Here is a 23,002-nt window from a genome sequence, read left to right as displayed (position 1 = left end):
TAAAGAATGTATATATTAAACAAATACTTCTTAAGTATAGATAAAATAAAAAAACTAAATCATTGAATTGATTAATTGAATAGTATTAAGTTAGATATTTAAAAATTAAACAAGAGGGAAAAAAATGAGAAAATTAATTCTTACAGTATTTACTTTTTTTTCATTAGTATCTGCGCCAGCAATTAGTTACGCAGAAGATGTAAAAATTGGAGTACTTTATCCACTTACAGGACCTGTTGCGCAGGTAGGTAAAGATGCTGTTGCAGCAGTTAAAACAGCTTTGGATATTATCAATAACAGTCACAACATTCCAGGCATGCCACTTGCAAAAGATGCAGGATTAAAAGGATTAGGCGGCGGTAAAATATCTATCGTTGTTGGAGACCATGGTGGAAAACCAGATATCGGTGTTGGTGAGACTGAGAAAATGTTAAATTCAGATAAAGTTCACGCAATGTTTGGAGCTTACTACTCATCAGTGACTGGTGCTGCTAGTCAAGTATCTGAGAGAGCAGGAATACCTTGGGTAAACGGTGAGTCTACTTCTCCAAAATTAACAACAAGAGGATTTAAATACTTCTTCAGAGTTACTCCACACGATGGTGAGTTTACTCAGCTTATGTTTGAATTCATGAACGACTTTAACAAAAAGAATAGCAGTAAGTTAAAGACGCTAGGTATTATTCATGAAGATACATTGTGGGGTTCTGATAGTGGTGGAACTCAAGACAAAATGGCTAAAGAACAAGGTTATGATGTAATAGAAAAAATCAGCTACAAAGCTAAAACTACTACTTTAAGTTCTGAAGTACAAAGATTGAAAGCAAAAAACCCAGATGTTTTATTGCCTTCATCTTACACAGCTGATGCATATTTATTTTTAAATACTGCAAAAGAACTTGATTATAATCCTAAACTTTTAGTTGCTCAAAACGCTGGTTATACAGATCCTAAATTCATAGACACAATGGGAAGCAAAGCAGAAGGTGTAATCACAAGATCACCTTTTAATACTGACTTAGCAAAAACTATTCCTATGATTGGAACTGTAAACGACTTATTTAAAACACACTCTGGTGGAAGAGATTTGTCAGATGTGCCTGCAAGAGCATTTACAGGTTTTATGGCTTTAGCTAATGCAATTAATAATGCTGGATCAACAGATCCTGAGAAAATCAGACAAGCTCTAGTAAATCTAGATATGTCATCTGAGTCTTTAATTGTTCCTTACAGAGGAATTAAATTTGGTGCAGATGGTCAAAACGAGAAGACTAGAGGTATTTTGATGCAAGTTCAAAATGGAAAATACTGTACAGTATATCCATTTGAGTTAGCAGCTTGTGAATTAAAATATCCTATGCCTACTTGGTCTGAAAGATAATTTAATAAAAATACAAATATTAAGGCGGTCAAATTTTTTGACCGCCTTTTTTTTATTCTTTGATTGCAATCTCTCTAAATTAAAATAATAATTAGATATCTTGATTGAAGAGCTCATAATTCTAACCCAAATTATTTTTATCACTATTATCTTAACTGCAGATAATGCTGTGATAGTTGGATCTATTGCATCAAATTTTGTGCCTAAAAATAGAAAACAAATTATTTTATGGGGTGTAATTGGGGCATTTGTTTTTAAAATCTTTTTTGCAATCTTTGCTACTTTTTTATTTGAATTTTATTTTATAAAAATTTTAGGTGGGTTGTTGTTGGTTTGGATAGTTAATGATTTAAGAAAAGACCTTGTTGATATTAAAAATATAAAACCTTCAATTAAAAAAACAAAACAACCATCATACATAAATAGCATAGGTAAAGTGCTATTTGCCGATCTAATGATTAGTTTTGACAATGTAATAGGCGTTGTTGCTGCAGCTCAAGGATATTTTGGCTATATGATTTTTGGTCTTGTACTATCGGTCGTTCTTACAGGTGCATTAGCTACTTATATGGCTAATTATATTCAAAAACATATTTGGATAGCTTACATTGGTTTAATATTTATTTTAGTTGTTGGTCTACAATTAATTATAGGTGGTTTGGTAGATCTTGAGATACTCAATATTAATGAGGAATTTAAAAAATACTTTTAATTAAAAGAGTATTTTTTTGAGGGAAATTTTCTTGTTTTAACCTCACTTGCGTATTTAGAAACTGCTTTTAATATTTCTGTTTTGATATTTGCATATTTCTTAACAAATCTAAATTTAATTGGATTTAAACCTATTAAATCATCAAATACCAAAATCTGACCATCACAATTATTAGATGCGCCTATCCCAATTGTTGGAACACTAACACTTTTAGTTACTTGTTTTGCTAATGATGTTTGAACACACTCTAAAACCATGCAAAATGAACCAGCTTCTTCAACTAACTTTGCGTCTTTCATAATATTTTCTTTTTCACTTTGTTTCTTACCTTTAAATTTAAATGTTTTATCTGATTGAGGCAGAACCCCTATGTGGCCCATTACAGGTATATTATTTTTAACTAAAGTTTTAATAGTTTTTATAATTTTCTTTCCTCCTTCTAATTTGACACCATCACATTTAGTTTTTTTCATAATTAATTTTGCATTTTTCAATGCCTCTTTAGGATTACGATAAGTATTATGAGGCATATCAACAATCATTAAACTTTTTTTAATACCCATACGAACACTCTTGGAGTGTTCAATCATAGTATTTAAAGTTACTTCTCTAGTAGATTTATAATTATATAAAACTGACCCAAGTGAATCCCCTACTAAAATTAAATCACAATAATTGTCTAAAACAGAAGCAATATTTTTAGAATAAGCAGTTAAGGTTACTAATTTAGTTTTATTTTTTTTCTTTATAAAATCTGAAATTTTTTTATTCATCGACTTACCAAGAGCCGGTATTTTCCATTGAAGCCCAAGGCTCTTTAGGCTCTAAGTTTCCTTCTTGTAGTATTTCTATAGAAATTTTATCAGGTGATCTAACAAATGCCATATGACCATCTCGTGGTGGTCTATTTATAGTGTAACCCATATCCATTAATCTTTGGCATGTTTCATAAATATTATCTACCCTATATGCAAGATGACCAAAATTTCTAGAACCTTCACCTAGTTCATCTCCATCCCAATTGTGAGTTAACTCAATTTCTGCTTTTTCATCGTTAGGAGCTGCAAGAAAAATTAAAGTAAATCTTCCTTTTTCATTTTCCATTCTTCTTGTTTCTTTTAGCCCAAGACCTTCACAGAAAAATCTTAAAGATTCATCTACGTTTTTAATTCTGATCATTGTATGTAAATATTTCATAAGATGTTTTTATAATTAAAATTACTCTAATTCAATAGTACTTGGAGGCTTAGAAGTAATATCATACACAACTCTATTAATTCCTCTTATACTATTAACAATTTTGTTAGAAATAGTTTGCATAAACGATTTTTTAAATTCATAAAAATCTGCAGTCATTCCATCTTCAGAGGTAATTGCTCTTAGCAAGCATAAATATTCATATGTTCTGTTATCACCCATAACTCCAACTGTTTTTACTGGAAGTAATGCTGCATATGCTTGCCAAATTTTATGATAAAGCCCATGATCTCTTAAGGCCTGAATAAAATAATGATCTGCTTCTTTTAAAATTTTAATCTTTTCATTTGTTATAACACCAGGCATTCTGATTGCTAAACCTGGGCCGGGAAATGGATGTCTTGAAATTATTTCATGACTTAGATTTAATTCTAAACCTAATTTTCTTACCTCATCCTTAAATAAAAATTTTAAAGGCTCTACTAATTTTAAGTTCATTTTTTTTGGTAAACCACCCACATTATGATGTGATTTTATTTTAGAAGTTTGACTTCCAGTAACAGACTTACTTTCAATCAAATCTGGATACAAAGTCCCTTGTGCCAAAAATTTTACATTTTTTATTTTCTTTGCATATCTCTCAAATATTTTAATGAATAGATTTCCTATAATTTTTCTTTTTCTCTCTGGATCAGATACATTTTTTAATTTACTTAAAAATTCTTTTTCAGCATTCACATAAATTAAATTCATTTTTAATCTTTTTTTAAATGTTTGAACAACCTGAACTTCTTCGTTTTTTCTAAGCAATCCAGTGTTTACAAAAATACAAAATAGTTTTTTACCAATTGCTTTATTCAATAATTGTGCTACGACACTACTGTCTACACCACCTGATAATGCACAAATTACTTTATTATCTCCAACTTGAGCTCTGACATCTTTAATTAATTGTACCTTTTGATCTTTTGATGACCAATTTTTCTTAATTTTACATATAAGAAAAATAAAATTACTAATCAGTTTTTTTCCGTTTTCTGTATGGGTCACTTCTGGATGAAACTGAACACCATAATAATTTTTGACTTTATTTTCTACAATTGCAAATTTTGAATTTGAGCTTGAAGCAATTACTTTAAAATTTTTAGGTAATTTAGATACTTGATCAGCGTGGCTCATCCAGACCACTTTAGATTTTTTGGTACCAAAAAAATTATTTGTTAAAAGACTATTATTTTTTTTTATTACGTTTGCTAAACCAAATTCACGATGCTTTGATTGTTTAACTCTGCCCCCATTAAGTTTAGATAATATTTGATGACCAAAACAAATGCCAAGAACAGGAATATTTAATTCCAAAATTTTTTTATCAAATGAATACTTATTAATTTGATAAACATTCAGTGGACCCCCTGATAAAATTATACCTTTTACGCTTTGATTAATTTGATTAAGTTTAATTTTTTTATGACTCACGATATCTGAGAAAACACCCAGTTCTCTTATTCTTCTAGCTATCAATTGAGTAAATTGTGAACCAAAATCTACAATTAAGATTTTGTTAAGGCTATTATCAAGACTCATTACTTGGTTCTAAATTTTTTAAAGACTCTAAAATTTCATTATTTTCATCACATAATGACTTACATACTTGAACAAATGTTTCAGATAATTCTTTAACTTTATCGTAATTAGATTTTTCAAGCGCAATTTTCATTAGCATTAAAACAGCTTCTTCATTTTGAGGATCAATTAATAAAGTAGTTTCTAAGTTGTATTCTTCTTTTCTTTGATCTTCTTCATGATTATAAATTTTCGCTAAATACAAATATGAATTTGCATCCTTTGGATTAAATACAATATTTCTCTCAAATAAAAATCTTGCATCTTCATATTTTTCTTTTTCATATAATTTAATTGCTTCATTAAAAAAATTTTCCTTTGAAAAAGAATTAGATTGAAACAAAACAATTAAAACAATCAGTGAAATAAATTTCAAAATTTTATTCATTAATATTTGCTATCATTTTTTATTACGTCTACATTATGAACCATACTTTCATAAAATCCAGCTTTAGTAATTTTAACAAATTGTGGTTTATTTCTCAATTTGACAATTTCTTTTGAGCCAAGATATCCCATAGATGATTTAAGGCCACCGATTAATTTAAATATAATGCTACCAACATCTCCTTTGTATTTCACAAAACCTTCAACTCCTTCTGGGACATATTTAGATATATCTTTTTGTTTAGTTTGAAAATATCTATCAGCTGAACCTTTGTTCATTGCACCTACTGATCCCATCCCTCTAAAGCTTTTAAATAATTTTCCATTTTTCTTAATTAGTTTACCAGGTGTTTCATCTGTTCCTGCAAATAAAGAACCTATCATTACAGCGTCTGCCCCTGCTGCAAAAGCTTTTGCCAAATCTCCTGAATATTTAATTCCACCATCAGAAATTATTTTTACATTTTTATTTTTAAGTCCATTTCTTACAGATAAAATTGCACTAAGTTGAGGAACACCAATTCCAGCAACTAACCTTGTTGTGCAGATTGATCCTGGTCCAATTCCAACTTTAATAATATCCACCCCTAAATTAATTAAAAATTTTGCTGCTTCAGGTGTTGCAATATTTCCAGCACATAAAGCGATGTTCTTACTTTTAATTTTTTTTATATATTTAACTATTTCTCCCACTTTTTTGGTATGGCCGTGGGCAGTATCTACTACAATTAAATCAACACCTTCTTTAAGTATAGCTTTAGCTCTATCAAATTCAGCAATTGATGCTCCAACAGCTGCACCAACTAATAATTTTTGTTTTTTAACTTTTTTAATTTCTAAGATTTGTTTTTTGATATCTAAATTTCTATGAATAACCCCTATCCCACCGGCTTTACCAATTGCTATAGCCATATTGCTTTCTGTTACAGTATCCATAGCAGAAGATAAAAGTGGGATTTTAAGTTTTAAATTTTTCGTTAAATTTACTGATGTATTTACTTCAGATGGCAATATCTCCGAGTACTTCGGGGCTAACGTAACATCGTCAAAGGTAAGTGCTTCTTTTATAGGAACCATGATCTTTTATATACGATTCCTTTTAATTTTAAAGTCTCTATCTAAGTTTTTTACAAATAATAAAACTTTCTTTTGAATCTTTTCTACTCGATTTAGGTTTAAAAACCTTCACTTCTTTAAAATATTTTTTACCTTCTGCGACTATTTCGTTGAAGGTTCCACCCATAAAGATTTTAGAAATAAAATAACCATTTTCATTCAATAAGTCTTTTGCAAATACCATTGCTTCTTTACAAAGTTCTCCTGTTTGAATTGAATCAATATTTTTAATTCCTGTAGTATTTACAGCCATGTCTGACATCACAACATCTACTTTAGAAGTTGTGTTTTTTTTTATCTCTCGCTGAACTCCTTCTTCAGTGAAATCACCTTGTATTTGAATACTTGATCCGATTGGCTCCATCTTTTTTAAATCAATTGAAATTAATTTCCCATTCTTAGATACTTTATTTGCATATTGGGACCAACTTCCAGGAGCAGCTCCAATATCAATAACAGTTAATCCACCTTTAAAAATTTTAAATTTTTCATTAATTTCTATAAGTTTGTATGCAGATCTAGCTCTATAACCATCAACTTTTGATTGTCTGACGTATGTATCTCTTCGTTGTTTGTTAACCCAATTTTTTGAAATTTTATTTTTTTTCAATTAATTTTCAAATCTTAAGCTTTTATTTAATATTTTGCCATCAAGAGTTTTGATTTCAATTTTAATATCTTTATTTACTCTCATGTCCTGGTTGTTTTTCCAAATGCCAGCAGCAAGATGCATTATTCCAATTTTATAATTAGGTAAATAAGGTTCAACAAATGTATTATTTGCTTCATCAAATTTTGGTAAAAGATTGCTAGTAATCCAATTACAATTTAAAGGTAAAAATTCAGATTCAATATTATCATAATAAACTGAAATGTTCATAGCAAGTTGTTCAGAACCAAAAATATCTCCACCTTTTAAAGTTTCTCTAAGGTTGTTTTGCCAAATCTCCCAAGATTTAGAATTTTTTTCTAAAGAAAAAACACCTATATTTATATGAGGAGCAAATGCTAATTTTCTGGCTTTCTCTAAATTAATTTTAGATTTTATTGCATGCTTAAAATTTTGAGATTTTATTATTGCAAGTTTTCCAAAAACCCAATCAACTTTAGAAGTTATTTTGTAACCTGGTCCAATAGTTTGGGTTATTCCTAATTTACTATCTTCACACGCTTTAAAATATAATTCTATTGTTTGCCAATCATTGACCCAAGCATCACAATCAATCCATAGATATTTTTCATAATTAGGAAAATATTTTGGGAGAAATGCCCTTGAAACTTGACTTTTTAACCACTCTCTTCCTTTTATTTTACTTTCAGGAACTTTAATATCCCACTCTGCAGATTTAATTTCATCTACTTTAGAAGATAATTTATTCTTTTGCTCTACTGATAATCCAGCATCAAGAATACATATTGCAGTATCTTTGCTCTCTTCAAAACGTTTAATAGAGTCTATTAATTCATCTAATAAAGGGAAATAATTAGAGTCTGCTAAAGAAACAATGGTATTTTTTTTCATTACAATACATCTTCAAGATCATCATCTTCATCGTCATAATTCTGACCTTCATTTTGTTTTTTAAGTTTTTGATAATGAAAAAAGCTTATTGGAAGCATAGATAAATATATTAAAGCGCTTACAGAAATCACATTAAAAGGATAAATTAAAAGTAATCCAAAAAATAAAACAATCCCAAATAATAAGAATATTGTTGCTTTTCTTTGTATTACAATTTTTTTAAATGAATAACTTGGAAACTTACTAATCAATAAAAAGGAGGTGGTGATAAAGAAAATTGGCACAATAATTGCATAATCTATTTTAAATAATTCAATACTAGAAATACTAAATATCAGTGGTGTTAATACTAAAATTCCACCAGCTGGTGATGGGACACCCTCAAAAAAATTATCTCTCCAAGATGGTTCACCTCCTGTATTTACATTGAAACGTGCCAATCTTAATGCAACGCAAATTACATATATTAAACAAACTAACCATCCAAACCTTCCAAGTTCATTTAATTTCCAAAAATACATTATAAAAGCAGGAGCAACCCCAAAGCTTATCATATCAGTCAAAGAATCTAATTCTTTTCCAACTTTTGATGTGCCTTTGATTAATCTTGCTATTCTTCCATCTAGTCCATCAATTACAGCTGCAATAATTATTGCAATGATTGCAAACTCATATTTGCCATCTAATGCAAATCTTATTGAAGTTAGACCAATACAAACACCTATAAGTGTAAGCATGTTAGGTAAAATTACTCTCGCACTCCTCTTCTCAGGAACTATTTTAAAATTTTTTTTAGGTTGTTGCATGTCTATCTTTTGGCTAATAGAGTTTCACCTGAAATAGCTGTTTGACCAATTTTTACTAATGGTTCATAATTTTCATAGTAAACATCAGCTCTACTTCCAAATCTTATCATTCCAATTCGATCACCTTGATTAAGTGTTTGATCTTTATTGGTCTCACAAACAATTCTTCTTGCAACCAAACCTGCTATTTGGACTACGACAATATCATTTCCATGATTATCTTTTAATTTATAATAGTTTCTTTCATTATCCTCGCTCGCTTTATCTAATGAGGCATTTAAAAACTTTCCTGGTTTATACAAAATATCTTCAACTTGTCCTGAACAAGGAGTTCTATTTACATGACAATCAAATACGTTCATGAAGATGCTAATTTTTTTAAATTTCTTGTTTTCTAAATTTAATTCTTTCGGTCCATCCACCTCTTCAACTTTAATTATTTCTCCATCCGCTGGACTTACTAGATAATTATCATCTCCTATGATTACTCTTTCAGGATCTCTAAAGAAATAATAAACCCATATTATTAAGAGCAATCCAATTAATCCTAAAAAACCATTTACTAATAGTAAGATAATTGTGATGAAGCCTGCGATTACAATAAACTTGTAACCTTCTGTGTGTATCTTTGGAAATATCTTGGTAAACATATTCTTCTATTTGATAATTTTCGATTAATATGTATATAAACCAATCAAATTCAATTAATAAGATAAATTTAATTAAATGAGCAAAATCAAGGTAAATAACCCAGTTGTCGAGTTAGATGGCGATGAAATGACTCGAATTATTTGGGAGTTTATTAAAAACAAATTAATCCTTCCATATATTGATCTTGGTATTGAGTATTACGATCTTGGAATGAAAAGTAGAGATAATACTGATGATCAGATCACAATAGACTCAGCAAATGCTATCAAAAAAATTGGTGTTGGAATTAAATGCGCAACCATTACTCCAGATGAGGCAAGAGTTGAAGAATTTGATTTAAAAAAAATGTGGAGATCTCCAAATGGAACCATAAGAAATATTATTGGAGGAACGGTATTCAGAGAACCAATTATTTGTAAAAATATTCCGAAATTGGTTCCTTCATGGACAGATCCTGTGATCATTGGAAGACATGCTTTTGGTGATCAATATAGAGCAACTGATTTTAAAGTACCTGGAAAAGGTAAAATGGAAGTTAAGTGGACATCAGAAGATGGAAAAGATGAAATAAAATATGAGGTATTTAATTTCACTGGTCCTGGTGTAGCACTATCAATGTATAATTTAGATAAATCTATTCAAGACTTTGCAAGATCATGCTTTAGCTACGGCTTAATAAAAAAATGGCCAGTATATATGTCGACAAAAAATACAATTTTAAAACAATACGATGGAAGATTTAAAGATATTTTCCAAGAAGTTTTTGACAATGAATACAAAGAGGAATTTGAAAAACACAATTTAACTTACGAACACAGATTAATTGATGACATGGTTGCATGCGCAATGAAATGGAGTGGAAAATATATCTGGGCTTGCAAAAATTATGATGGTGATGTCCAGTCTGATACTATGGCTCAAGGTTATGGATCATTAGGATTAATGACAAGTACTCTATTAACTCCTGATGGAAAAGTGATGGAAGCAGAAGCTGCTCATGGAACTGTTACTAGACACTATAGAATGCATCAACAAGGTAAAGAAACTTCAACAAATCCTATTGCATCTATATTTGCATGGACAAGAGGATTGGCTCACAGAGGAAAATTAGATAACAACCAAGAATTAATTAAATTTGCTCATACATTAGAAGCAGTATGTATTGAGTGTGTTGAAAATGGATCTATGACAAAAGATTTAGCAATTCTTGTTGGACCAAACAGTAAGTTTTTAACTACTAATCAGTTTTTAGATGAAATTGATGGCAATCTTAAAAAGAAATTAAATTAAAGATTTAATTTTTTCAAAAGCATCATTGATTTTGGACTGGTCTTGACCACCAGCTTGAGCAAAGTCTTTTCTTCCACCACCGCCTTTGCCACCAATTACTTCTGAACCTACTGTTACAAATTGAACTGCATCGAATTTTTCAGTTAGTTTTTCTGTGACACCTACAGCTATACCAACTTTGTCGTCTTTGCTTGCAAAAACAATTACAATACCTTCACCCAATTCTTTTTTACCTTTGTCTACAAGTTTTCTTAATTCTTTAGGTGGAAGATCTTCAACATTTTGAAATCTTACTTTCACCCCATTAACATCTTGATCATTAACTTTATTTTTGGATTGATCTTGTAATATTGAATTAACTGATAAAGTTTCTAATTGTTTATTTAAATTTTTGATTAAAACTTTTTTATCATTTTCATCCAAATTAGGCTTTCCGCCAAGATCTGAGATTTGTTTGCTCAAATCATTAATTTGTTCATCATCTTTTTCGGATGATAAATTTAACATTTTCTCTTTGTTTTTTAGGTAGTCCTCTAGTTGCTTATCTCTTAAAGCCTCTACTCTTCTAACCCCTGCAGCAATTGAAGACTGGCTAATAATTTTAAATTTACCAATATCACCAGTGTTTTTTACATGAGTTCCACCACATAACTCTGTTGAAAAGTATTTTTCTCCCTCATCTCCCATTGATAATACTCTTACTTCGTCTCCATATTTTTCACCAAATAGTGCTAAAGCTCCATTATCAACTGCCTCCTTAGGTGTCATAATTCTTGTGGTTACATCAGATTGTTTAGAAATCATATCATTTACATGACTTTCAATTTTTAACATCTCATCATCTGATATTGGCTTCATATGACTAAAATCAAATCTTAATCTTTCTGGCTCAACTAGAGAACCTTTTTGAGTAACATGTGGACCTAAAACTCTTCTCAAAGACTCGTGTAATAAATGTGTTGCTGAATGATATGCTCTTGTATCGTTTCTTTTCTCAATATTGATTTTCATTTCAACATCTTGCTCTAGTTTAATTGAACCTTTTTTCACCTTTCCGTAATGAACAAATAAATCCCCCAATTTTTTTTGGACATCAGTTACTTCAAATTCAAATTCATCCTTAGAGATCAATCCTGTATCTCCTACTTGACCTCCAGATTCAGCGTAAAATGGTGTTTGATTGACAATGATAATACCTTCATCACCTTCATTTAAGGTATCAACTTCTTTATGGTTTTTAAGAAGTGATTTGATCACTCCTTGTGCTTGATCATTTTCATATCCTAAAAATTCTGTAGTTCCATGTTTTTCTTTAACTCCATACCAAACTTGTTCAACTGCACTATCCCCAGATCCTTTCCAATTTTTTCTAGCAAGCTCAATACTTTCTCTCATCAGCTCACCAAATCTTTCTTTATCAAATTCTAAAGATTTTGATTTTAAAATATCTTCTGTAAGATCAATTGGGAAACCATAAGTTTCATAAAGTTTAAAGGCAATGTCACCTGGTAAAACTTTATCTATTTTAGAAATTTCATCATTTAAAATTTTAATTCCTCTATCCAAGAGAACTAAAAATTTTTCTTCTTCCATCTTTAATGTTTCTTTAATTAAAGATTCTGCTCTTTTTAGTTCAGGATAATTTCCTGACATTTCATTTAACAATGTATCAAACAATTTTGAAAATACTGGATCCTTAGCTCCTAATAAATGAGAGTGCCTCATTCCTCTTCTCATAATTCTTCGAAGCACATAGCCTCTTCCTTCATTAGATGGCAATACTCCTTCAGCAATTAAAAATGAACTTGCTCTTAAGTGATCAGCTATAACTCTAAAACTTGATAGATTTGATTTATCTGATTTAATTTTAATTATATCTGATGCAGAATTAATTATTTTTTTAAAATGATCTGTTTCATAATTATCATGAGTGCCTTGCAATAATGCAGCAATTCTTTCTAAACCCATTCCAGTATCAACAGATGGTTTTGGAAGATTTATTCTTTTATCTTTTGTGACTTGTTCAAATTGCATGAAGACTAAGTTCCATATTTCAATAAATCTATCTCCATCTTCATCTTTGGTACCAGGTAATCCACCATGCAAATGATCACCATGATCAAAAAAGATTTCTGAACAAGGTCCACATGGTCCTGTCTCTCCCATTGACCAAAAATTATCCGAAGTTGCTATTCTGATTATTCTATCGTCGCTAAAACCTGCTATTTTCTTCCAAAAATTGAAGGCTTCATCATCTTCATGAAATACAGTTACATAAAGTCTATTTTTGTCTATTCCAAAATCTTTAGTAATTAAATTCCAAGCATAATCAATTGCTTGTTCTTTAAAATAATCTCCAAATGAAAAATTTCCTAACATCTCAAAGAAAGTATGATGTCGAGGTGTGTAGCCTACATTTTCTAAATCATTATGTTTTCCACCAGCTCTTACACATTTTTGTGAAGTAGTTGCTCTTACATAATCTCTTTTTTCTAAACCTGTGAACACGTTCTTAAATTGAACCATACCAGAGTTAGCAAACATCAATGTTGGATCATTATTTGGAACCAAATTACTAGATTCCACAATCTGATGATCATTCTTTTCAAAATACTTTAGGAAAGTATTTCTAATTTCATTGAGAGTTTTGTCTGCCATATTTTTAAAATACAGCTTTTTTATTTTATGTCTAGATGCAGTACGGGAAAAAAGGCGCTTAAATTAAGCGCCTTTTATTAATAAAGATGACCTATTAATTCTTTTTAGATGGAGGAGTGGCTTCAGCTTTTGCTTCTTCTTCTTTTTCAGCTACTTTCTTTTCTTTCTCCAATTTTTCAGGATCTATCGGGTTTCCTTCTATTTTTTTAGAAATAACACCAGCTTTTTCCCTAATTGCCATTTCTATTTCTGCAGCAACTTTAGGATTTTGAGCTAGATAAGTCTTAGCGTTCTCTCTACCTTGACCAATCTTTTCTCCTTTATAAGCATACCATGCTCCTGATTTTTCAATAATATCTGCTTTGGAACCAAGATCGACTAATTCACCCATCTTGCTAATTCCTCTTCCATACATCAAATCAAATTCAACTACTTTAAATGGCGGAGCTACTTTATTTTTTACTACCTTCACTCTTGTAGAGTTACCAATAATTTCATCTTTATCTTTAATGGCACCAATTCTTCTAATATCCATTCTAACTGATGAATAAAACTTAAGCGCATTTCCACCTGATGTAGTTTCAGGACTTCCAAACATAACTCCAATTTTCATTCTGATCTGGTTAATGAAAATCATCATTGTATTTGTATTTGAAATTGAGCTTGTTAATTTTCTTAAAGCCTGACTCATTAATCTTGATTGAAGACCAACATGATGATCTCCCATCTCTCCCTCGATTTCAGCTTTTGGAGTTAAAGCTGCAACAGAGTCGATTACAATAACTGAAATAGAGCCTGATTTTACTAGCGTATCAGCAATTTCTAATGCCTGTTCACCAGCATCTGGCTGTGAGATTAAAAGTTCTTCAGTGTTTACTCCTAATTTTTTTGCATAAACTGGATCTAGAGCATGCTCTGCATCAACAAATGCACAAATTCCACCAGCTTTTTGAGCTTCAGCAACAACTTGTAATGCTAACGTTGTTTTTCCAGACGACTCTGGTCCATATACTTCAATAATTCTTCCTTTTGGTAATCCGCCTATACCTAAAGCTAAATCAAGACTTAAAGAACCTGTTGAAACAGACTCAATATCCATAGCTCTCTTTTGGCCAAGCTTCATTACAGAGCCTTTTCCAAAATTATCTGTAATTTGAGCTATTGCAGCATCTAATGCTTTGTTCTTTTCTTTAATATCCATTTCTTGATCTTTAGTAGATTTAACTACTTTTAGGTTACTTTTCGTCATTTTTTGCCTCTTTTTTTACGTTTTTTAACAGTCGAATCATGATTTAAATGTACACATTTTGTTCTCATTGGCAAGATCTTTGTTTTTAATGAGTAAAAAAGACTGAATTACTTAAGATTTAAATAGTCGCTATTTAAAAGACCTACTGATTTCAAAACTCTATATTGAGCTAACAAGTAGCTTCTTTCAGCTTCAGCAAGATTAATTTTTGCGTTTATTAAATTTGATCTAGATTGAAGAACATCAAAAGTAGATCTTCCAGATCCACTTTCATATTCAAAGCTAATTCCTTCAGTTGCAACTTCTGATGCTTTAACTTGTGATTGCACAGCTTGTAAAAAACTTCTTGAAGATTGCAAAGTTGACCAAGATGAAGTCACAGATTGTGTATTATTTTTTTGTGCATTCTCTAATAACAATCTCTTCATACCTTTTGCTTGAAGATTTTTACTCACATTAGATTTATTCTTTCCTCCAAATTGGAAAGGCCATGAAACTGTTGCTTGCAAGACATCTTTTTCTCTTTCGTCATAAGTTGAACTTAAATCATCAGTATAAGTTCTCTCTAATGAAATTTTTGCTGTAGGTGAAAGATCAGATCTTGCAATTTTTACATCTAGTTCTGATTGTCCATATTCTATTTCAGCAATAATTAATTCGGGACTTTTCTCTAAAGATATTTTTTTAGCTTCGCTTAAATTTTTAGGGATTGTTACTTGTGCATTATATATTTTTTTCAATTTATCTTCTTCAGCAATAGCACCAATTACATTTTCATAATTTAATCTGCTCGTTACTATATTATTTTGGGCTTCAATATATCCTGCTTGTGCTCCAGCAAGAGAAGATTGTGATTGTGCTAAATCAGAAGCTGTGATTTGACCCCTACTTAACCTTGCGTTATCTAATTCAAATTGTCTTTGAAGTAAGTTTACGTTTTCTTCATTAATATTTAATTTTTCATAAGCTAAAATTAATCCTGTGTATGCCTCAATAGCACTTAAGAATATTTCTTGTTCTTTTTGTATTAATTTTGCTTCTGTTAAATTTAATCCTAATTTACTTTTTTCATATTCTGTTTTTCTTCCGCTACCATCAAGTAATGTTTGCTCAAGTTTAATTGAAGCTGATGATGTGTCTACATCTGTAACTGATGCATCTGCACCAGCCTGTGTAGTAATTTCATTTGTCTCCTCAAAATTTTTTTTACCAGTAAGAGTTAAAGTAGGCAATAAATCGCTTCTAGACATATTGATTACTTCTTGTTGAATTTCTAAATTTTTTCTTTCTGCTTGAAGCTCAAGATTATTATCAAAAGTTTGTTTTAGGGCTTCCTTTAAAGTTGCTGAAAACGCACTCAACGGAAATATAATTGTACAAAAGATAATTATTAAAAATTTTTTCATTTATTATATTTTATCGTCTTAATTTGATGGTTGCTATTTAAATTTAAAATAATTGTAGAATATTTTGGAGCAAATTTAAACATGTTCTGTGTAATTCTTTGGTAAGTTTGCATAAAATTAATAACGTCTCCCTTACTCATTATTTTGTGACTAGATTTATTTTTAGTATTTAACCACAACTTGTACTCTTGTTTTAGTCTCCATTTCTGAAGCAAACTAAAGTTTTTAGCTTTTAAATAGATCAGGCAATTTAACTGGGAATATAGTTTTTTATATTTTGTCTTTAATTGATCATTTACGTATTTTCTCCAAATAAGTTTTTGGTCTTTAGTTCTTTCAAGAGAATTAATTGGTTTTTTAAGCGTTTTGTTAACTTCTGCTCTTGCACCAACACACCAACCTTCAAATATAATTACATCTGGCTGCTCTTTAATATTGTACCAATTTTTTTTAAGAGATCGGTCATCAACTGCCTTATTAAAACTAGGTAACTTTATTGATTTAAAGTTTTTACTTTTTGATTTTTTAAAGAAATCCAACATAATTTTTACATCGTGCGTTCCTGGCACTCCTCTTGTCATCAACATAGGATGGACTTTATTAGATAAACTATATCTTTCTTTTCTAGTTTTATAAAAATCATCAATAGAAATTTTAAATACTTTTAATTTAAAATATTTTTCTAAAATTATTTTTATAATTGAACTTATTGTAGTTTTACCAGTTCCTTGTCCTCCTGCTAAACCAACAAAGTAAGGTTTTTTATTGTTAGCTTTTTTTGCAATCCAAAAACACACTGGAATTATAAAAGATTTTAACATCTTATCTTTGTTGCTAAATTTTTCTTTTGAGGTTTCTTGTGATTTAATAAATTTTAGACAATCACTTTTAACTTTTTTAAAACACTCAGCAGCAGATTGCATTGAACTTTTATTTTTCTTGGTCCATTGGATGGTTGAGACCATCAAATTGAGCTATCTCTTTTATATCTTCAACTTTTACTTCATCGACACAACCTAAATTAAATCCAGTCATTGCTGGTGCACTTCTTGGGTTGTGGTGAGTATAAATTCCACATTCAGTACAGAAATAATGTTTGGCAACTTTTGTATGATATTGATAAAGTTTTATTTTATCTTCACCTTTGGTAAGTTTAAAATCTTCATTTTTAACCATGCCCATTGTTGCATTTTTTCTTTTGCAAATTGAACAATTACATCTTACAATTTTTGCTAATTCATTAACTGTAGAATTAATTTCAGCTTCTACAGATCCACAATGACAACTTAGTTTCATATATCTCCTTAATTTAAGTTAAAATACTTTTTGCTGCAATCTTATTTCCATCTAAATCACGAACGTATGCATAGTAATTTCCATCTTTTCTAACCCCTGGTCCACCTTCATCTGTTGCTCCTTTTGATATTGCAACTTCATAAAATTTATCCACTGCTTCTTTAGTATCAGCTAACAAAGTAGTTTGTGAACCATTTCCAAAAGTTGCAGGCTCACCATTTACAGGATGTGTTACATAAAATTGAACTTTATCAGGATCACTTGAATGAGCGTAACCCAAATACTTTTCTGTTTTTAAAATTCTTTTTAAGTTTAAAGGTTCAAAAACAGCATCATAAAAGTCTCCTGATTTTTGATGATCATTAGAACCAACCATAACAAAATCTAAAATGTTCATAATCAAACTCAGAATTTATATATTTAAATAACCAACTTAAACTATCTATGGTTGAAGTTATCCACAAGTCCACAATATGTGGATTGGATGTTCACGTTTTGATTCACTTTTGATTCAGTTACAGACTCAAAATACAACCTATTGAGTGTATTCCATAAATAGTCTATAAAGTAGAACAAAACAAGAACATGAAACTAACAATCCCATATTATCTACATAAAGCAGGCGCTGGTTTTCCTTCTCCTGCAACAGATTATATCGAAGAAGATATCGATCTAAACATGCATTTAATAAGAAATGTTCCAGCAACTTTCATCATCAGAGTTCAAGGTAAATCGATGGTCGATGTTGGCATTAATGATGGAGATTTATTAGTCGTTGATAAAAGTTTAAAACCAAAAAACTTTTCAACAGTGATTGCAAATGTTCATGATGAGCTTGTAGTTAAAACTTTAGTTCAGGAAAGAGATAAAAAATTTTTAACCTCTGGCTCTAAAGAGTTTTCTGACAGAATTTTAATTAATGAAGAACAAGATGTTTTTATTTGGGGAGTAGTTACTTATGTCATCCACTCAGTATACTAAAAAAATAGCACTCGTTGATTGTAATTCTTTTTATGTTTCTTGTGAAAGATTATTCAATCCTAAAATAAGAAAAAAGCCTGTTGTTGTTTTATCTAATAATGATGGCTGTATCATTTCAAGATCGAATGAAGCAAAAGCCTTAGGAATTAAAATGGGTGAACCTTATTTTAAAGCAAAAGATATTATTGTTAAAAATAATGTAAATGTTTTTTCATCAAACTATTCTTTATATGGAGATTTATCTAGAAGAGTGATGCGAACTCTTAAAAGATTTAATTCTGAAATAGAAGTTTATTCAATTGATGAAGCGTTTTTAGATTTAACAAACTTTAAAGACCAAGATGTAGAAAAAGTTGGAAAAGAAATTAGAGAAACAGTTTTGCAATGGACAGGTATTCCAACTAGTATTGGGATCGCAAAAACAAAAACTTTAAGCAAAGTTGCAAATCATATTGCGAAGAAAAAGCAATCAGGGGTAACAAGTTTAATTGGAATAGATAATTTAGATCCTATTTTAGAAAAAGTTGAAATCAATGATGTCTGGGGAGTTGGCAGACAATTAACTAAGTTTTATCAAAAGCATGGAATTTATAATGCGAAGCAATTAAAAAATAAATCTAATACATGGATAAAGAAAAGCTCCAACGTTTTAAGTTCAAGAACAGCAATGGAACTTAGAGGAATTCCTTGTATTGATTTAGAAACAACTACTACCAAAAGAAAGAGTTGTGTGGTTTCAAGATCATTTGGAAAAAGAATTGAAACCTTCCAAGAATTAAAAGAAGCAGTTGCAAACTATTGTTTAAATGCATCTGAAAAAATTAGATCAGAATCTTTAGTTGCAAAAGCAATTACTGTATTTGTAAGAACCAGCCCTTTTCATAGAAACTTTGGTTATTATTCAAATGCAAAGACCGTTGATTTTCCTATTGCAACAAACAATAGCATTGAAACAGTTAAAACTGCAGTTTCAATTCTTGAGAGTATATTTAAAAATGGTTATCGTTATCAAAAAGCAGGTGTGATGCTCACAGGTTTATCCAATGCTAGTGATAAAACAAATTTATTTACTTCTGAAAAAGATGAAAAAATAAATAGCTTAATGAGATCAATTGATAATACTAACCATCGATATGGAAGATCAACTTTAAGTGTTGCAAGTGCTGGGGTTCACAAAAAATGGAATATGAGAAGACAATATTCTTCTAAAATTGATACAGCTGATTTTTATTGTTTACCAACGATTAGGGCTTAATTATTCTTATTAGTTTTTAATTAGTTTAAGTAATTTTTTTTTGCTATTTGTTCTGAATAAGTTGTCATAGTAAACAACTTGTGTTGGATATTCCCCATGTACTTCATCGTTCCATCTACTAATCCAACTATGATAAATTCCAAATTTGTTAAAAAATTTACCCCCAAAACCAGTTCTGCCTTCGTAATCATTATATAATTCATCGTTTACATACATTTTTACAAAACCTTTAAGAGGGTCTTTGGACATGTTTGTGTGAAAAATTAATGTAGTCCACTTTCCTCTCATATCATCAATCTTAAGATCTTTTTTTGCCCAACCTGGAGAATCCATTCCATTTACAGGAAAAAATCTTGGTTCTAAATTTCCATTTTTTACTCTTAACATCATTCTTGGATGTCTTTGTTCATCTTTTTTTCCCCATTCATAAATTTGAAAAAGTGAAGTGCTAACTGGTTCAACAGATTTAAAATCATTAGGCAAATAAATACTGACGGAAATCCATTTTTCTCCAGTATATCTCTTATCTGATGAATATTCACTTCTGGCTCTGTCTCCTCCACCATGACCAACAACAGCATCTTTACCATTATTTTGACAGTCTGAGTATTTACTCCCATCATTTCCACAATCTCTAGGTAACAAAGTAATCTTCCATGCTTTTTTTCCTAAAGCTGGTGAAGTTACAGTTTCTCTAAATTTTTTTAGTTTTTTATCTTTTGCAACACTTTTATTCCATTGAATATTTGTTATCTCTTTCCCAGTTACATTGTTGGAAAAACTTAATAAAAACAATAAAGGTAGTATTAATAATATTCTTTTCATATTTAATAAGGAACTTTCCAATTAGCTAAAATATTAAAATCTTTATCTGAAACAACTATTTCGCCTGAGCTGATAGACAGTAAGCTTTTTTCAAACAAGGGGTTGATAACATTAAAATGACTAACAATTACTAGGTTTTTATCACTGTCCCATTTTTCTATATATTTTCTTATTTTTTTTAATTGTTTTTTCTTTTTACTGACATTTCCTCTGCCTATTGAAATAATCATTTTTGAAATTTCATAATCATTTGAAATCTCTTCAGCAGTCTTAAAACATCTGCAATATATACTGGTTAACACTTTATCTATTTTTATATTATTATCTTTAAAGACAGCTCCGATTGCTTTTGCTTGAGCTAATCCTCTATCATCTAAATCTCTTTGAACAGAACAATCTTTTTTCTTTAAAGATCCACTGTAAAAATCATCAGGCTCAAACTTATTATTAACTCTTGGAGCATAAGCGTGTCTAATAAAAACTATGTTTCCACCTTTTTTTAATGCCTCTACTACTTCTTCCTCACTGCCAACTTTTAAAGCTAAAGCATTACTGCAAATTATTAATCCAAATAATATTAAAATTATTTTTTTCATTTTAAAAATTTTACCTTAATTTATTAATGTTAATATTATTTTACAAAAGTATCATTAAACTGACTAGATACTCTTACAAAAGTTGTACATTTACTTAATTGTTTAAGTGATGGTGCTCCTACATAAGTACAGCTACTTCTAACACCACCAAGAATATTTAAAACGGTATCGTTTATTTTTCCTCTATATTTAACTCTAACTTTTCTTCCTTCGCTACTTCTATAATCTGCTAATCCACCATAATGTTTTTTGTTAGCAACTTCAGAACTGGATCCATAAAATTCAATATATTTAGAGCCATTTACTTTTACTATTTTTCCTTTTCCTTCATCATGACCTGCCAACATTCCACCTAACATTACAAAGTCTGCACCACCTCCAAAACCTTTTGCAACATCACCTGGACATGTGCATCCTCCATCAGCAATTACATGAGCTCCCAAACCGTGAGCTGCATCAGCACATTCAATTACTGCGCTTAATTGTGGATACCCTACTCCAGTTTGAATTCTAGTTGTACAAACACTTCCGGGTCCTATTCCAACTTTTACAATATCTGCACCACTTAGAACTAATTCTTGTGTCATATCTGCTGTTACAACATTTCCTGCAATAATAGTTTTAGTTGGGTATTTTTCTCTTACTGATTTGATAAAATTTGTGAAATGCTCTGAGTAACCATTTGCAACATCTATACAAATAAATTTGAAAAAACTAAATTCCTTTAAAACCTTATCTAAGTTTTGAAAGTCCTCTTTTTTAATTCCAACACTAAGTGCAATGTTTGGATAGATTTTTTTAATATTTTTGTTTTGTTTTATTTTTTTTACATCATGTTGCTTTGTTAAACATGTAATCATTTGATGATCATTTAATTTTTCAGCTATAGTTAATTCACCAACACCATCCATATTGGCTGCCATAATTGGAATTCCTGACCACTCGTTTTTGCTATATTTAAATCTATACGTTCTAAGAAGATTAACGTCTTTTCTACTTTTTAATGTACTTCTCTTAGGTCTGAATAAGACATCAGAGTAATCTAGCTTAAGCTCTTCTTCTATTCTCACAATTCAAAATGCTATTATTTCTAAAATGCTATTTCAATAAAATTGTAGCCTGTGGATAATTTAAAGTATCGAATTTAGACAATTTTTTTATTTAATTTTACCTAATTGCTTCTGTCTCATTATAATTATAAGTCCACTTATAACAATCATTACAGCACCTAGATAAGTATTATATTCTGGTGTCTCATTGAAAAAGAAATATCCATATAAAATTCCCCAAAGTATTGCTGTGTACCTGAAAGTTGATGTAACAGAAACTAATGCAGCTTTAATTGTCAGTACTGAGAAAATATAACCAAACGATAAAAAGAAAGCTGAGATAATTAAGATAATACTTTGTTCTAAGTTAAATAAATAAAATTTATAAACAGAAAGAATCCCAAAAAATATAGTAACCACCAAACAAGTAATAAACGCTATTTGAAGACTATTGTGACCTGTTGTTATATTTTTAGTTACCAAATCTCTTATTGATAAAAAGATTGCAGAAAGAAGTGGAAATATAAAGTAGTAACCAAATTTTAATTCAGCTGGGTTGATGACTATTACAACACCTGTAAAGCCAATTATAACCGCACTCCATCTTTTCCATCTAACTTTTTCGTTTAAAAATAATGCTCCAAAAGTTGTCATTATTATTGGCGCTAAACTCAATAAAATATAAACCATTGCAAAAGGTAATTTTGCAACCCCTATAAAAAAACCAACTGCAGCTAATGCTTCTAAAATTCCTCTTAAAGTTAGTTTGTTAGAAGAAAATATTATTCTTAAATTAAATTGGTTTTTAATACTTAAAAATATTCCTATAAATATTAGACAACAAATTCCTCTTAAAAAAATAATCTGATTTAAAACCGCTAATTCATCAAAGCTTTGGTAAATATGTTTAACTAATGCATCGTTAGTAGCAAATGAAAACTGTGCAATAACCATATAAACGATACCAAGTAATTCATTATTTAATTTTTTTTCAGGCATGAG

Annotated in this window: 24 protein-coding genes; 5 read left to right on the top strand and 19 right to left on the bottom strand. The window is 29.9% G+C overall.

Translation table 11 applies throughout. The features are described 5' to 3' along the window. Positions 1-124: 124 nt before the first annotated feature. A complete protein-coding gene (locus tag ACTTA0_RS03105) occupies positions 125-1,381 on the top strand; it encodes an ABC transporter substrate-binding protein (RefSeq protein ID WP_440676052.1) in 1,257 nt (418 codons plus the stop codon). A gap of 100 nt (positions 1,382-1,481) precedes the next feature. After that, the gene (locus ACTTA0_RS03100) at positions 1,482-2,093 is read left to right on the top strand and encodes a YjbE family putative metal transport protein (RefSeq protein WP_440656332.1); all 612 of its coding nucleotides are present in this window, start codon (positions 1,482-1,484) and stop codon (positions 2,091-2,093) included. Here the strand turns inward: ACTTA0_RS03100 and panB are convergent. The 9 genes from panB to ACTTA0_RS03055 are packed head-to-tail and all read right to left on the bottom strand — an operon-like array spanning position 2,090 to position 9,394. Next, the gene (panB, locus tag ACTTA0_RS03095) at positions 2,090-2,866 is read right to left on the bottom strand and encodes a 3-methyl-2-oxobutanoate hydroxymethyltransferase (RefSeq protein ID WP_440676051.1); all 777 of its coding nucleotides are present in this window, start codon (positions 2,864-2,866) and stop codon (positions 2,090-2,092) included. The genes ACTTA0_RS03100 and panB overlap by 4 nt on opposite strands. A 4-nt stretch (positions 2,867-2,870) precedes the next feature. Further along, a complete protein-coding gene (locus ACTTA0_RS03090) occupies positions 2,871-3,290 on the bottom strand; it encodes a VOC family protein (RefSeq protein WP_440676050.1) in 420 nt (139 codons plus the stop codon). 21 nt (positions 3,291-3,311) lie between these two features. Next, positions 3,312-4,874: a glutamine-hydrolyzing GMP synthase gene (gene guaA, locus ACTTA0_RS03085; RefSeq protein WP_440676049.1), complete on the bottom strand. Its 1,563-nt coding sequence runs from the start codon at positions 4,872-4,874 to the stop codon at positions 3,312-3,314. Beyond that, positions 4,864-5,301, bottom strand: coding sequence for a tetratricopeptide repeat protein (locus ACTTA0_RS03080; RefSeq protein ID WP_440676048.1), 438 nt, complete (start codon positions 5,299-5,301; stop codon positions 4,864-4,866). The genes guaA and ACTTA0_RS03080 overlap by 11 nt, the downstream gene beginning before the upstream one ends. Next, complete coding sequence (gene guaB, locus ACTTA0_RS03075) at positions 5,301-6,377, bottom strand: IMP dehydrogenase (protein WP_440676047.1); 1,077 nt, start codon at positions 6,375-6,377, stop codon at positions 5,301-5,303. The genes ACTTA0_RS03080 and guaB overlap by 1 nt, the downstream gene beginning before the upstream one ends. 37 nt (positions 6,378-6,414) lie before the next feature. After that, positions 6,415-7,026 carry an RlmE family RNA methyltransferase gene (locus ACTTA0_RS03070; RefSeq protein WP_440672481.1) on the bottom strand — a complete coding sequence of 204 codons (612 nt, stop codon included), beginning with the start codon at positions 7,024-7,026 and terminating at the stop codon, positions 6,415-6,417. Next, entirely contained in the window at positions 7,027-7,938 is a 912-nt protein-coding gene (locus ACTTA0_RS03065; RefSeq protein WP_440676046.1) for a glycosyltransferase, read from the bottom strand. Then, entirely contained in the window at positions 7,938-8,744 is an 807-nt protein-coding gene (gene pssA / locus ACTTA0_RS03060; RefSeq protein ID WP_440676045.1) for a CDP-diacylglycerol--serine O-phosphatidyltransferase, read from the bottom strand. The genes ACTTA0_RS03065 and pssA overlap by 1 nt, the downstream gene beginning before the upstream one ends. Before the next feature lie 2 nt (positions 8,745-8,746). Continuing rightward, on the bottom strand, positions 8,747-9,394 hold the full coding sequence (locus ACTTA0_RS03055; RefSeq protein WP_440676044.1) for a phosphatidylserine decarboxylase: 648 nt from the start codon (positions 9,392-9,394) through the stop codon (positions 8,747-8,749). A gap of 76 nt (positions 9,395-9,470) precedes the next feature. On the opposite strand from ACTTA0_RS03055, the gene ACTTA0_RS03050 reads away from it, so the two are divergent. After that, positions 9,471-10,685 carry an NADP-dependent isocitrate dehydrogenase gene (locus tag ACTTA0_RS03050; RefSeq protein ID WP_440676043.1) on the top strand — a complete coding sequence of 405 codons (1,215 nt, stop codon included), beginning with the start codon at positions 9,471-9,473 and terminating at the stop codon, positions 10,683-10,685. Here the strand turns inward: ACTTA0_RS03050 and alaS are convergent. The 6 genes from alaS to ACTTA0_RS03020 form a co-directional block, all read right to left on the bottom strand. Further along, a complete protein-coding gene (gene alaS / locus ACTTA0_RS03045; RefSeq protein ID WP_440676042.1) occupies positions 10,677-13,343 on the bottom strand; it encodes an alanine--tRNA ligase in 2,667 nt (888 codons plus the stop codon). The two genes, ACTTA0_RS03050 and alaS, sit on opposite strands and share 9 nt — an antisense overlap. A 94-nt stretch (positions 13,344-13,437) precedes the next feature. Beyond that, positions 13,438-14,592, bottom strand: coding sequence for a recombinase RecA (gene recA, locus ACTTA0_RS03040; RefSeq protein WP_440613910.1), 1,155 nt, complete (start codon positions 14,590-14,592; stop codon positions 13,438-13,440). A gap of 107 nt (positions 14,593-14,699) precedes the next feature. Beyond that, positions 14,700-15,998, bottom strand: a complete 1,299-nt coding sequence (locus ACTTA0_RS03035; RefSeq protein ID WP_440676041.1) for a TolC family protein — start codon at positions 15,996-15,998, stop codon at positions 14,700-14,702. Further along, positions 15,995-16,963, bottom strand: a complete 969-nt coding sequence (locus ACTTA0_RS03030) for a uridine kinase (protein WP_440676040.1) — start codon at positions 16,961-16,963, stop codon at positions 15,995-15,997. The genes ACTTA0_RS03035 and ACTTA0_RS03030 overlap by 4 nt, the downstream gene beginning before the upstream one ends. After that, positions 16,929-17,294, bottom strand: coding sequence for a GFA family protein (locus ACTTA0_RS03025; protein ID WP_262589637.1), 366 nt, complete (start codon positions 17,292-17,294; stop codon positions 16,929-16,931). The genes ACTTA0_RS03030 and ACTTA0_RS03025 overlap by 35 nt, the downstream gene beginning before the upstream one ends. Positions 17,295-17,307: 13 nt before the next feature. Next, the gene (locus ACTTA0_RS03020; RefSeq protein WP_262589638.1) at positions 17,308-17,691 is read right to left on the bottom strand and encodes a VOC family protein; all 384 of its coding nucleotides are present in this window, start codon (positions 17,689-17,691) and stop codon (positions 17,308-17,310) included. 188 nt (positions 17,692-17,879) lie between these two features. Between ACTTA0_RS03020 and ACTTA0_RS03015 the strand changes: the two genes are divergently transcribed. Further along, complete coding sequence (locus ACTTA0_RS03015; RefSeq protein ID WP_075506508.1) at positions 17,880-18,275, top strand: LexA family protein; 396 nt, start codon at positions 17,880-17,882, stop codon at positions 18,273-18,275. Beyond that, a complete protein-coding gene (locus ACTTA0_RS03010; RefSeq protein WP_440676039.1) occupies positions 18,253-19,530 on the top strand; it encodes a Y-family DNA polymerase in 1,278 nt (425 codons plus the stop codon). The genes ACTTA0_RS03015 and ACTTA0_RS03010 overlap by 23 nt, the downstream gene beginning before the upstream one ends. 9 nt (positions 19,531-19,539) lie before the next feature. On the opposite strand, the gene ACTTA0_RS03005 is transcribed toward ACTTA0_RS03010, so the two are convergent. The 4 genes from ACTTA0_RS03005 to ACTTA0_RS02990 all read right to left on the bottom strand — a co-directional run bounded on the left by ACTTA0_RS03005 (position 19,540) and on the right by ACTTA0_RS02990 (position 22,999). After that, entirely contained in the window at positions 19,540-20,355 is an 816-nt protein-coding gene (locus tag ACTTA0_RS03005) for a heparin lyase I family protein (RefSeq protein ID WP_440672650.1), read from the bottom strand. A 2-nt stretch (positions 20,356-20,357) separates the two neighbouring features. Continuing rightward, a complete protein-coding gene (locus tag ACTTA0_RS03000; RefSeq protein ID WP_440676038.1) occupies positions 20,358-20,951 on the bottom strand; it encodes a histidine phosphatase family protein in 594 nt (197 codons plus the stop codon). Positions 20,952-20,986: 35 nt separating this feature from the next. Further along, a complete protein-coding gene (locus ACTTA0_RS02995) occupies positions 20,987-22,021 on the bottom strand; it encodes a GMP reductase (protein ID WP_440676037.1) in 1,035 nt (344 codons plus the stop codon). An 87-nt stretch (positions 22,022-22,108) separates the two neighbouring features. After that, entirely contained in the window at positions 22,109-22,999 is an 891-nt protein-coding gene (locus tag ACTTA0_RS02990; protein WP_440676036.1) for a DMT family transporter, read from the bottom strand. Between the last annotated feature and the right edge of the window lie 3 nt (positions 23,000-23,002).

Source organism: Candidatus Pelagibacter sp. HIMB1593 (genome assembly GCF_052047755.1).
GTDB lineage: Bacteria > Pseudomonadota > Alphaproteobacteria > Pelagibacterales > Pelagibacteraceae > Pelagibacter.
Note: the sequence above shows the minus strand (reverse complement) of the source record. Positions and strands in the feature narration are given on the sequence as shown.